This window comes from Rhodobacter capsulatus (assembly GCF_052363175.1).
Classification (GTDB): Bacteria; Pseudomonadota; Alphaproteobacteria; order Rhodobacterales; family Rhodobacteraceae; genus Rhodobacter; species Rhodobacter capsulatus_D.
Genome location: NZ_CP198946.1, coordinates 1354342 through 1366519 on the forward strand (window position 1 = coordinate 1354342; position 12178 = coordinate 1366519).

The window sequence follows — 12178 nt, forward strand, 5'->3', positions numbered from 1 at the left end:
TTGTTTGCGCAATGTCAACCGCTTCGCTCAGGAATGACGGGTCGGTGCCCGCATCGTCACCAGTTCCTCGGCCATTGTCGGATGCACCGCACAGGTGGCGTCGAACTGTTCCTTGGTCGCGCCCATCTTCATCGCGATCGCGGCCATCTGGATCATCTCGCCCGCTTCCGGCGCGACGATGTGGCAGCCCAGCACCTTGCGCGTGTCCTTGCAGACGATCAGTTTCATCAAAACGCGCTCTTGTGCCCCGGCAAAGCCCGAGCGCATCGGCTTGAAGGCGCTCGTATAAACCTCGATCGGACCGGCCTTGCGGGCGGCTTCCTCGGACAGGCCACAGGTGCCGAATTCGGGCCGGGTGAAGACGGCCGAGGCGACAAGCTCGTGATCGGTCGCGCGCGGCTTCGCGCCAAAGATCGTGTCGGCAAAGGCATGCCCCTCGCGGATCGCGACGGGGGTCAGGTTGATGCGGTCGGTCACATCGCCCACGGCAAAGATCGAGGGGATATTGGTCTGCGACCACTGATCGACCAGCACCGCGCCATTCGCGGCGAGCTTGACGCCCGCGGCTTCAAGACCCAGCCCGGCGGTGTTCGGCACCCGCCCGGTGGCATAGACCACGGCATCGAATTCCTGCGACCGGCCATCGCCGCAATGCGCAACGACGCCGGTTTCGGTCTTCGTCACCCGGTCGATGATGACGTTTTCATGCACGTCGATGCCACGCGCCTGCATCTGCGCCACGATCAGATCGCGGCATTCGGTGTCGAAACTGCGCAGAAGGGCCGAGCGGTTCCATTGCGCAACCTCGACCCCCAGCCCATTGAAGACACAGGCGAATTCGGACGCGATATAGCCGCCGCCCACGATCAGCAGGCGCTTCGGCAATGCGGGCAGATGGAACAGGTCGTTCGAGGTCAGCACATGCTCGGCGCCCTCGAAATCGGGCACGAAGGGGCGGCCGCCGACCGCAATCAGGATGTGCTTGGCGCTGATCACCGTGCCATCGGCCAGTTGCACCTCGTGCGGGCCTTTCACTCTGGCGCGGCTGTTGTGCACGGTCACGCCCGCAGTCTGCTGCCCGGCGCGGTAGATCTTTTCGAGCCGGTCAAGTTCCGCATGCAGCTTGCCCTTGAACGCACCCCAGTCGAAATCGCCGATCGCCGCGTCCCAGCCATAGGCGCGGGCCTCGGCCACCGCCGCGGGCATGCCCGACGCAAAGACCATCAGCTTCTTCGGCACGCAGCCGCGGATGACGCAGGTGCCGCCCATCCGATCTTCTTCGGCGAGCGCAACCCGTGCGCCATAGCCAGCCGCGATACGGGCTGCCCGCACACCGCCGGAACCCCCGCCGATCACGAAGAGGTCGAAATCGAATGCCATCTGCCGTCCTTTCCAAGCCGCGGCCGGATGCCGCGCCTAAGGACTTAGCCCCGCGCCGCCGTTCCGGCAAGGGCGGGCGCCCGGGCAGCCAGTTCCGCCTGCCAGGCGGCGTTTTCCTGAGCGGTCATCACCCAGCCCGGCACCGAGAGTTCGCGCTTGCGCACCGGGGCCTTGCCCGCCGGGGCCGGGGTGCCCTCGCCGGTGATCTCGGCATAGGGGACGGTGGCGTATTTGCCGAAAAGCTTGCCGATCTCGACCCGGTCGGCGCGGAAGACCAGCACCGGACGCGGCACCGAGAGCACCACCCAGGCGAGATAGAAGCATAGAGACGCGCCCACCGCGCCGACGATCGCGTTCAGGATCATGTCGTCGCTGAACCCCTCGCCGAAAAACGCGGCCAGGGTCAGGATCGGCGTGATGATCTGCACCACGCCAATGACGCCGATCACCGCCCCCATCACCAAGGGCAGCACCGACCGGCCGGGGATCACCAGATCCGGGCGGGTCTCAGTCGAGGTCGGCGAAGATGTTCTCGTCATCGGCAAACTCAATCCGTTCATGGGCAATCGTGCCCGCGTTGATATCGCGCAGCTCGACCTGGCCCTCGGCGCCGCCAATGATCACCATGTCGCAGATGTCGATGAACAGCCCGTTCTCGACCACGCCGGGGATCTGGTTGAGCGCCACCGCCAAAGACCGCGCGTTGCCGATGCGGTTGAGGTGCAGATCGACGATATAGTTACCCTCGTCGGTGATATAGGGCTGCGTGCCATTCAGCCGCAGCGTCGTCTGCCGCCCCAGAACATCGGTGGCGATCAGCATTTCCTCGATCAGCGCGCGGGTGGTCTGCCAGCCGAAGGGCACGACCTCGACCGGCAGCGGAAAGGCGCCAAGGTTCACCACTTCCTTTGACGCATCGGTGATGACGATCATCCGGTCGGAGGCCGTGGCAACGATCTTTTCCTGCAACAGCGCGCCGCCGCCGCCCTTGATCAGCTGCAGCTGCGCGTCGAATTCATCGGCGCCGTCGATAGTGACATCGAGCCATTTCGCCTCGTCCAGACCGACGACCGAGATGCCCACCTGACGCGCCAGATCCGCGGTGCGGGTGCTTGTCGGGACCCCGACGAGGCGCAGGCCTTCCTCGCGTACGCGCTCGCCGAGGCAGCGCACCATCCAGGCGGCAGTGGAGCCCGTGCCAAGACCGACCTTCATCCCGTCCTCGACGAAATCGACGGCACGGCGCGCGGCGGCGAATTTCGCCTTGTCGATGGGGGAAAGCTCGGCGGGCATGGCAGCTCCTGTCGCTCGGACCTTGGAATGTTCGGCGACGTTATACCCAAGGGCCACAGCCCGTGCGAGGGAATTTTGCGCCCCGGCCGGGGCGGATGTCTCAGCGCCGCATCAGCCCCGCGCTTTCAAGGGGGGCATGGCCGCGGCGGTGCTGCAAGATCAGTTTCTCGACCTTCGGCGTGGGCACGATCGGGCGCGCGGGCAGGCCGGTGAAAGGATCGTGGCTCAGGCTTTGGCGCAGCGCCTTGGCCTGCGTCGGTTCCATCACCATCATCGTCTTGTGCCCGGCCAGCATGCTTTCGGCGCGGGCGTTTTCGGCAAAGATCACCTCATGCGTGGGCATCATCACATGCACCCATTCGACCCGCGCCACCGGTGCGCGGGCGATGCCCGGCAGGCCGACGAGCGCCTTCGCCGCGACCAGCACCTCTTCCCCGGCAAGCGGGCCGGTGGTCGGGCGGATCAGCACCCGGTGCTGCCCCGAGACGAACAGCGCCCGGTCATTGCCCAGCACCCCCGGCGCGAAGCGCACCGGCGCCGCGGCGCCCATGCCGCCGACACGCCAGCGCCCGACCCATTGCACCGGGCGATAGCCATTGTCCGAAGTCTGCAGCGGGTCTTCTGGCGTCAATTCCTCGACCAGTTTCGGCCCACGCCGCGTGGCGATCAGGGTTCCGGCGGCAAAGCAGATCGACTGGCTGGCAAAGGGGGTCAGCATCCCCTCGGCCTCGAGCCCGGTGATGCGATAGGCCCGGCCGGGCTTGAGCCGTTCGGACGAGGCCAGACCGCGCCCGGTGGCGGGCGTGTCGATCAGATGCACGACGGCAGTATCGGCCACATCCTCCGACGCGAGCGGCCGGATCAGATAGGAGACATCGGGCTCGATCACTTGCGCGTCAGCCGCGGCCCCGCCGTGATCGGACAGGTCGATGAAGCGCATCGCCGCCCCGGGGCGCAATGCGAAATGGGCCCGCCCCAGCGCCGCTTCCTCGGCGCCGGGAACCGAGCCGAAAGGATCCGGGCCAGTCGAGGTGACATCGGTGAGCGGCCAGAAACAGAGTGTCGGCATGGCATCTCCCGCCTTTCGGGCAGTATCGCCAAAATCGGTGAAACAGGGCTTAACGTCTTCGTGCATCTGTAAAATTTCGGGGTGGCGGGCGCAACCGCCGGACCGGCGTGCCGCGAAGGTGAGAAGCGGCACCGCTTGCGTGCGCGGAAATGTCGCTTTCGCGCTGTTGTTTCGCCTGCGCCCGGGGCAGCATGGCATCAAAGGGAGTGCGCCATGTTTCTGAGCGTTTTCGACATCTTCAAGGTGGGCGTCGGCCCGTCCTCGTCGCATACGATGGGGCCGATGGTGGCTGGCGGGCGGTTTCTCGACATGCTCCGCGCCTCGCCCTTTCATCCGCGCCATCTGCGGGTGCGGCTCTACGGCTCGCTCGCCTTCACCGGCAAGGGCCATGCGACCGACCGCGCGACGATCCTTGGCCTCGCCGGGTTCCTGCCCGAGAGCTACGAGGCCGAGAAGGCCGAGGCGGCGTTGGCCGCCAACCGCGAGACGCACATGCTGACGCCGCCGGGTCTGGCGCCGCTGCAATTCGACCCCGATCACGATCTGATCTTCGATTACGGCCATCCGCTGCCCGGCCATGCGAATGGCATGGTGATCGAGGCCCGCGACGCCGAGGGCGACGTGATCCTGCGCGAGACCTTCTATTCGATCGGCGGCGGCTTCGTTCTGACCGAGGCGGAACATGCGGCCGTCGATGACAAGGCGCTCGCGGCGCCCTCGCCGGTGCCCTATCCGTTCCGCACGGCGGACGAGATGCTCTCGATGGCGCATGCGGCCGGGCTGACGATCGCGCAGATGAAACGCCGCAACGAGCGGCGCTATCGGTCCGAAGAGGAGATCGAGGCGGGTCTGGCCCGGGTCTGGCAGGTGATGAACGATTGCCTGACGCGCGGGCTTGTGACCGATGGCGTGCTGCCGGGGGGGCTCAAGGTGAAGCGCCGCGCGAAGGCGATCCATCTGGCGCTCGAGGCCGAACGCGGGCTGAACATGGTGGCGCCGCATACGATCAACGACTGGATTTCCTGCTACGCGATGGCGGTGAACGAGGAAAACGCGGCCGGGGGGCAGGTGGTGACAGCGCCGACGAATGGCGCGGCTGGGGTTGTGCCCGCGGTGATCCGCTACTGGTTGGATCACGTGCCCGGGGCATCAGGCAGCCGGGTCGGGGATTTTCTGCTGACCGCCGCGGCGATTGGCGGGATCATCAAGACGAATGCCTCGATTTCCGGTGCCGAATGCGGCTGTCAGGCCGAGGTCGGCTCGGCCGCGGCAATGGCGGCGGCGGGCTTGGCGGCGGTGCTGGGCGGCACGCCCGAGCAGATCGAGAACGCGGCCGAGATTGCGCTCGAACATCACCTTGGCATGACCTGCGACCCGGTGAAGGGGCTGGTGCAGGTGCCCTGCATCGAACGGAACGGCCTTGGGGCGATCAAGGCGATTTCGGCGGCAAGCTTGGCCTTGCGCGGCGATGGCACGCATTTCGTGCCGCTCGATGCCGCGATCGAGACGATGCGGCAGACCGGGCGCGACATGCACGAGCATTACAAGGAAACGAGCCTTGGCGGTCTTGCTGTGAACGTGCCGAACTGCTGAGGGGCTGCGCCCTCCTTGGGCGGGCAAGCCCGCCGCGCGTCGGGCGCTTCGGGGGCTCTGCCCCCGCCCGCAAGCGGGCTCCCCCGAGATATTTGCGGCAAGATAAAAGGAAACGACCTGCTTTATCTTGCCTGAAATATCCCGGGGGTGCGGGGGCAGCGCCCCCGCGCGCGCAGGGTCAGAGCGCGCGCCAGCCGATGTCGCGGCGGCAGAAGCCCTCGGGCCAGTCGATCGCATCGACCATCTCATAGGCGCGCTTCTGCGCCTCGGCGAGGGTCGCGGCGCGGGCGGTGACGTTCAGGACGCGCCCGCCGGTGGCGGTGATCTTGCCGTCCTTCGCCGTCGTTCCGGCATGGAAGACCATCTGCGACGCGGTCTCGGGCAGGGTGTCGAGGCCCTTGATCTCGCCGCCTTTCACATAGGCGCCCGGATAGCCCTGCGCGGCCAGCACCACGGTCAGCGCGCAATCCTCGGCCCATTGCGCGGTGATCTGATCAAGCCGCCCCTCGGCGCAGGCCTGCAGCAGATCGAGCGCCTGACCGCCAAGTCGCAGCATCAGCACCTGACATTCCGGATCGCCGAAGCGGACGTTGTATTCGACGAGCCGCGCCCGGCCGTTCTCGATCATCAGACCGGCGTAAAGCACGCCCTGAAATGGCATGCCGCGGCGGGCCATCTCGGCCACCGTCGGGCGGACGATCTCGGCCAGCACCTGCTCCTGGATCGCGGCACTCAGCACCGGCGCCGGGGAATAGGCGCCCATGCCGCCGGTGTTCGGGCCGGTGTCGCCATCGCCCACGCGCTTGTGGTCCTGCGCCGTGCCGACGGGCAGCACGTTCACCCCGTCCGAGAGGATGAAGAAACTCGCTTCCTCGCCCGCCATGAACTCTTCGATCACCACCTCGGCCCCGGCCGCGCCGAAAGCACCGCCGAAGATCTCGCGCAGACCGACCTCGGCTTCGTCGAGGGTCATCGCCACGATCACGCCCTTGCCCGCGGCCAGACCATCGGCCTTGACCACGATCGGCGCGCCTTGAGCCCGCACATAGGCCAGCGCGGCATCGAGATCGTTGAACCGCGCCCAGGCCGCCGTCGGCGCGCCGCAGGCGTCGCAGATTTCTTTCGTGAAGCTCTTCGAGGCCTCAAGCTGCGCCGCCGCGGCCGAGGGACCAAAGGTCAGCACGCCTGCCGCCCGCAGCGCATCGGCCACGCCCGCGGCCAAGGGCGCCTCGGGGCCGATGATGACGAAATCCACGGCGTTTTCCTCGACACAGGCCAGAACTGCCGCCGCATCGCAGGGATCGATCGCCGCGACCTCGGCCAGCAGCGCGATGCCCGCATTGCCCGGCGCGACGATCAGCCGGTCGCATTTCGGGTTCTGCTTCACCGCCCAGGCCAGCGCATGTTCACGCCCGCCGCTGCCCAGAATGAGAATGTTCATGCGGTTCCCCCGTTTGCGGCCGCAATGGCCCTTGGCCTTGGCTTTCGCGCCTTCTAAAGTTTCGCGACACATCAGGCAAGGCAACATGGACATCCTGGACGACGGCCCCGAGGCTTCGAAAAACGGCCCCTCCGGCAACACGCCCGAATTCACCGTCTCGGAAATCTCGGGCGCGGTGAAACGGGTGATCGAGGGCGAGTTCACCCGTGTACGCGTGCGCGGCGAGGTCGGGCGGGTCAGCCGTCCCGGCTCGGGGCATCTTTACTTCGACCTCAAGGACCAGAATGCCGTCATCGCCGCCGTCAGCTGGAAGGGGCAGGTGGCCCGGATGCAGATCCGCCCCGAGGAGGGGATGGAGGTCATCGCCACCGGCAAGCTGACCACCTTTCCGGGGCAGTCGAAATATCAGCTGATCGTCGATGATGTCGAACCCGCGGGGGCGGGGGCGCTGATGGCGATGCTCGAAGCCCGGCGCAAGGCGCTGACGGCCGAGGGGCTCTTCGATCCCGCCCGCAAGAAACCGCTGCCCTATCTGCCCGCGGTGATCGGGGTCGTCACCTCGCCTTCGGGTGCGGTCATCCGGGACATCCTGCACCGGCTGCGTGACCGCTTTCCGCGCCGGGTGCTGATCTGGCCGGTGGCGGTGCAGGGGCAGGCCTGCGCGCCCGAGGTGGCGGCGGCGATCCGTGGTTTCAACGCGCTTGCGCCCGGGGGCAAGGTGCCGCGGCCCGATCTGATCATCGTCGCGCGCGGTGGCGGCTCGCTCGAAGACCTCTGGGGCTTCAACGAGGAAGTGGTCGTGCGGGCGGCCGCCGAAAGCAAGATCCCGCTGATTTCCGCCGTGGGGCACGAAACCGACACGACGCTGATCGACTTTGCCGCCGATCGCCGCGCGCCCACCCCCACGGCAGCGGCGGAAATGGCGGTGCCGGTGCGGGCGGAGCTGGCGATCCGGCTTGCCGAGATGCAGGCCCGCATCGCCCGGGCGACGCAACTGCGCCTCAGCACCCGGGCGCAGCGCCTGGCCGATCTGTCCCGCGCGCTTGGCCGCCCCGAGGCGATCACCCGGCCGCGCCGCCAGCGCTTCGATCTGGTCGCCGACCGGCTTCTGCCCGCGCTGCGCATGGTTGTCGTGCGCAAGCGTGCGGCCTTTGCCCCGCTCGAGGCCCGGATCTCGCCGCGGCTGTTGCAGACCTATCTGCGGGTCGAGCGCGACCGGCTGGCGTCGCTCTCCGACCGGTTAGAGCGCGCGCAGAAGACCCGGCTGACCCGGGCGCAGGACCGCTTCGCGCGGCTCACCGCGATGCTGCAGACGCTCGGCTATCAGGAGACCCTGCGGCGCGGCTATGCGGTGGTGCGCGGCCCGGCCGATCAGGTGCTGACCACCGCCGCCACCGCCGCGACCTGCGCGCCCCTCGAAATCGAGTTTCAGGATGGTCGTCTGCGCGTCCTCCCCTCCGACGCGCCGCCGCCCCCGCCGCAGGTGGCCCCGAAACCGGTCCAGAAACCGGCCGCAAAAACCCGCAAACCTGCCAAGGCCCCGCCCGATCAGGGCTCGCTGTTCTGAGGGGGTTTCACGGGCAACCCGCGCAAAGAGCGTATTTGAGCCAAGAAAAAGCCCATCGCTTTTCCTGGCTCAAATACGCCCTTTCTGACCGCAGGACCGGGCGCGGCGTGTCAGACCCCGACCTCCGGCCCGGGGCAGTTCAGCGGTGCGGTGCTGGTGTCGAGCGAGACGAGGGGCGAGCTGTCCTTCTTGCCTTCGAACCAGGCGACCAGCGCGTTGCCCTGCATGTGGAAGGTCCAGCATTGCAGCCCGACATCGGCGCTGTGGTAGTCGAAGCAGATCTGCTCGCCCTTCTGGAACCAGTCGCCTTCCTCGCAATCGCCCTCGGCGAAGGCCCAGACGACCTTGTGACCGGGGCGGTATTCTTCGATCCCGTAGGTCACGCCGCCCGCGGAATAGGTGATGGTCTTGCCGAGCGTCTGCGCGTCGAATTGCTCTGCCGTGAGCGGGGGGCCGATGTCCTCGGCCAGCGCGCCAAGGGGGGCGAGGGCAAGGGCGAGTGAAATGAAAACTGGGCGCATCGGGGTCTCCCTTTGCGCCCAGCTTGCCGTATGTGCACGGGCGTGGAAAGCCACGCCTGCGTGAAAGTTTCTCAGGCGTCGGCCTTTTCCGGTTCCGCCGCAGCGGGGGCGGCCGGAGCTGCGGGGGCCACGCTCACTTGCGGGGCCTCGGCCGGTTCGGCGTCGGTCAGGACGAGCGGCGTTTCGCCCTCGGCCGGTTCCGCCGCGGCGGGGGCCGGGGCGAGCTTCGGTTTCGGCTCGCTGTAGACGCTTTCGCCCTTGCGCACGGCCAGAACGCGATGGTCCATCAGCCGCGCGAATTGCGAGGGCACCAGCGCCAGCATCGCCATCACCGGCAGGCTGTAGGGCAGGATCGGACGACCCTGTTCCTTCAGATCGCCCAGTTGCAGCGCCGGATAGGGGCGCGTCGGATGGGCGTGGTGATCGGAGTGGCGCGGCGCGTTCAGCATCATCAGCGCCGAGCCGGTCTCGATCGCATCCCAGCTGTGCGCGGCCGTCACCGGTTCATATTCGCCCGGTGCGGTTTCTTTTCGCACAAGGCCATAATGCTGGACGTAATCCGACAGCATCAGCTGCGCCTGCGTCAGCGCGCAGAGGAACAGGAAGCTGGCAAACCCGGCCGAGCCGAACAGAAGCCCGGCGCCGATCACGAACCACACCCCACCCAGAACATAGGTGGCATAGGGGTTGATGCGGTTGAGCCGCTCCTTGAGCGTCGGCTTGCCCGGATTGGCCTTCACCCGCGCGTCGATGATCGCCTGTTCCTTGGCGTAGCCCGCCTTGAACGACTCTGACCACGTGCGCGAGGCATAGTTCCAGTAGCTTTCGCCCAGCGTCGCCGTGGCCGGATCGGCGGGCGTCGCGACCGAGACATGGTGCACCAGCCGGTGTGCCGAGACATGGTGGCCATAGAGCAGCGAGATGTAGACCCACTTGCCCAGATTGAACAATTTCCGGTCGGCGCGGTGGATCAGCTCATGCGCGTTCGCATTCGAGATCTGCCCGAACCAGAGCGCGGCGGCGATCATCAGGCCAAGCGTCCCCATCGTCGAGATGCCCGCATAGCCCGCGAGCGAGGCGACGACGATCGGCAAAAGCACGAAATGGGTGATCGCGAGCGCCGACGACAGCTTGTCGGCGGCGGGGAATGCCGAGCCCTCGGGGGCATCGGGCGCGGGCTTCGGCGCGCGGCGGTCGACGACGAAGATGCCGACCGTGATCCAGGCGACAGCGAGCCAGGAGAAGAGGCCTCCGAACAGCGCACCAAGGAAGATCAGCGGCACGGGGGCAAAGGCGAAGAGAGCGAAAGTGTCGACTTCGGGGGTTTCGCGGCCGATCTTGCGCAGTTTGCGCAGGGCGACCATGAATTTCGCGAAGGACAGTTCAGCGGGCTTTTCAGTCATGATGCGGTTTACTCCGGCATGAGATGGCTCCGACTTGAGCGCGCACTGTAGCCAGCTTTGGGAAATCCGCAGGGCGACGACTTGCCGCAAGGTCGTTTTCCGCCCACGGCAGCCGCAGTTGCGGGGGAAATCGGCAGATTTGGGCGATTTTTCCGCAAACCGGGCTGCTGTGGCGATGCGTCGTCTTTGCCGGGCCAGCCCGGGATGCGGAAATCCGCCCGCGTCCCGAGGCGGCGCCGCGGTGTTGCAAAGGGCCCGAGTCGGGCCTTTCTTCTCTGCGTCCTGCCGTGCCCTTGGCCCCCGGTCCGGGCTTCTCCCTTCCCTCTTTCCCCTCGATCCGCTAGGGGTTTGCAAAACGGAGGCTCCGATGTCGTTCTTCAACAAGCTGAAGTCCCGGCTCACCCGCTCGTCCTCGAAACTCGAGGAGGGGCTCGATGCGATCATCGCCGAGGCCCCGGACACCACGCCCGAGCCCGAAGTCGAGGCACTGCCCGAACCGGAGGTCGTGGCTGCGCCCGAGCCTGTGGCCGAGCCCGAGCCTGAAGTCGACGCGGAGCCCGCGGTCGAGCCAGTGCCGGAGGCCGAAGCGGAGCCTGTCGCCGCGCTTGAGCCCGAGGTGGAGCCGGAGCCTGAGGTCGAGAGTGAGCCGGAAGCAGAAGCCGAGCCTGAACCTCAACCGGAGCCGGAATATGAACCCGAGCCTGAGCCTGAGAAGCGCGGCTTCTTCGGCCGCCTGCTGGGCCGGGGGGGCGCTGCGCCCGAACCTGAGCCTGAGCCCGAACCGGAACCCGAAGAGCCCGAACCCGTGCCGGAACCGGTGGCGGCGCCCGCGCCTGCGCGGCAGGGGCTGCTTGGCCGTCTGGTCAGCCGGGCCGACGTGCCGCGCAGGGTGCTTGATGATGCGATGCTCGAAAGTATCGAGGAATTGCTGATCGCCGCCGACATGGGGGTCGACACCGCCCTGCGGGTGACGGCGAACCTCGCCGAGGGGCGGATGGGGCGCAAGCTGTCGGTCGACGAGTTGAAGGATCTGCTGGCCGCCGAAGTGGCGCGGATCATGGAGCCGGTGGCGCGGCCGATGCCGATCTATGCGCGCCGCCCGCAGGTGGTGCTGGTGGTGGGGGTGAACGGCTCGGGCAAGACGACGACGATCGGCAAGCTGGCGTCGCAGTTCCGCGCCGCGGGCAAGTCGGTGATCATCGCCGCGGGCGACACGTTCCGCGCCGCGGCGGTCGAGCAGCTGAAGGTCTGGGGCGACCGGGCGGGCGTGCCGGTGATGACTGCGCCCGAGGGGGCCGATCCCGCCTCGCTCGCCTTTGACGCGCTGACGCGGGCGAAGGCCGAGGGGGTGGATCTCTTGATGATTGACACCGCCGGGCGGCTGCAGAACCGCACCGACCTGATGGAGGAGCTGGCGAAGATCGTGCGGGTGATCCGCAAGATCGACGAGTCTGCGCCGCATAACACGCTTCTGGTGCTCGATGCGACGACCGGGCAGAACGCGCTGTTGCAGGTCGAGGTGTTCCGCAAGATTTCCGACGTGTCGGGGCTCGTGATGACGAAGCTCGACGGCACGGCGAAGGGCGGCGTGCTGGTGGCCTTGGCTGACAAGTTCGGCCTGCCGATCCATGCGATCGGGGTGGGCGAGCAGATCGACGATCTGTCGCCCTTCGATCCCGAGGAATTTGCCGCGGCGCTGGTGGGGCTGGAACAGGCCTGAGGGCGGTTGCGCCCGCCTCGGGCGGGCAGGCCCGCCGCTCGCCCGGCGCTTCGGGGGGCGCTGCCCCCCGCTTTGCGCTGGCGCGCAAACCCTCCGGCGTTTTGCCCAAGGAAAAGCGGGGTGGGTTGCGGCGCGAAGGACACAATCCCGTCAGGAATGCGCGCTCGCGACGAAAAGCCCTGTCCTTGCGC

Annotated in this window: 10 protein-coding genes; 3 read left to right on the plus strand and 7 right to left on the minus strand. The window is 67.5% G+C overall.

Annotation, left to right across the window (positions count from 1 at the left end):
• Window positions 1–27: 27 nt before the first annotated feature.
• From gorA to ACTTAI_RS07555, 4 genes are all read right to left on the minus strand, one after another.
• A complete protein-coding gene (gene gorA / locus ACTTAI_RS07540; RefSeq protein WP_444455172.1) occupies window positions 28–1380 on the minus strand; it encodes a glutathione-disulfide reductase in 1353 nt (450 codons plus the stop codon).
• 44 nt (window positions 1381–1424) lie between these two features.
• Window positions 1425–1919 carry a hypothetical protein gene (locus tag ACTTAI_RS07545; RefSeq protein ID WP_444455173.1) on the minus strand — a complete coding sequence of 165 codons (495 nt, stop codon included), beginning with the start codon at window positions 1917–1919 and terminating at the stop codon, window positions 1425–1427.
• Window positions 1888–2673, minus strand: a complete 786-nt coding sequence (rpiA, locus tag ACTTAI_RS07550) for a ribose-5-phosphate isomerase RpiA (protein ID WP_444455174.1) — start codon at window positions 2671–2673, stop codon at window positions 1888–1890. The genes ACTTAI_RS07545 and rpiA overlap by 32 nt, the downstream gene beginning before the upstream one ends.
• A 100-nt stretch (window positions 2674–2773) precedes the next feature.
• Window positions 2774–3742: a Hint domain-containing protein gene (locus ACTTAI_RS07555; RefSeq protein WP_444455175.1), complete on the minus strand. Its 969-nt coding sequence runs from the start codon at window positions 3740–3742 to the stop codon at window positions 2774–2776.
• Between the two features lie 213 nt (window positions 3743–3955).
• Between ACTTAI_RS07555 and ACTTAI_RS07560 the strand changes: the two genes are divergently transcribed.
• Complete coding sequence (locus tag ACTTAI_RS07560; RefSeq protein WP_444455176.1) at window positions 3956–5335, plus strand: L-serine ammonia-lyase; 1380 nt, start codon at window positions 3956–3958, stop codon at window positions 5333–5335.
• 178 nt (window positions 5336–5513) lie between these two features.
• On the opposite strand, the gene purD is transcribed toward ACTTAI_RS07560, so the two are convergent.
• Window positions 5514–6776 carry a phosphoribosylamine--glycine ligase gene (gene purD, locus ACTTAI_RS07565; protein ID WP_444455177.1) on the minus strand — a complete coding sequence of 421 codons (1263 nt, stop codon included), beginning with the start codon at window positions 6774–6776 and terminating at the stop codon, window positions 5514–5516.
• 85 nt (window positions 6777–6861) lie between these two features.
• Between purD and xseA the strand changes: the two genes are divergently transcribed.
• Window positions 6862–8343 carry an exodeoxyribonuclease VII large subunit gene (gene xseA, locus ACTTAI_RS07570; RefSeq protein WP_444455178.1) on the plus strand — a complete coding sequence of 494 codons (1482 nt, stop codon included), beginning with the start codon at window positions 6862–6864 and terminating at the stop codon, window positions 8341–8343.
• Window positions 8344–8453: 110 nt separating this feature from the next.
• Here xseA and ACTTAI_RS07575 read toward each other — a convergent pair whose 3' ends face one another.
• Both ACTTAI_RS07575 and ACTTAI_RS07580 read right to left on the minus strand, forming a co-directional pair.
• Entirely contained in the window at window positions 8454–8864 is a 411-nt protein-coding gene (locus ACTTAI_RS07575; RefSeq protein WP_444455179.1) for a hypothetical protein, read from the minus strand.
• 71 nt (window positions 8865–8935) lie between these two features.
• Complete coding sequence (locus ACTTAI_RS07580) at window positions 8936–10267, minus strand: alkane 1-monooxygenase (protein WP_444455180.1); 1332 nt, start codon at window positions 10265–10267, stop codon at window positions 8936–8938.
• A gap of 367 nt (window positions 10268–10634) precedes the next feature.
• On the opposite strand from ACTTAI_RS07580, the gene ftsY reads away from it, so the two are divergent.
• Window positions 10635–11987 (plus strand): signal recognition particle-docking protein FtsY, encoded by a 1353-nt coding sequence (ftsY, locus tag ACTTAI_RS07585; protein ID WP_444455181.1) that lies wholly within the window; start codon window positions 10635–10637, stop codon window positions 11985–11987.
• Window positions 11988–12178 lie beyond the last annotated feature (191 nt).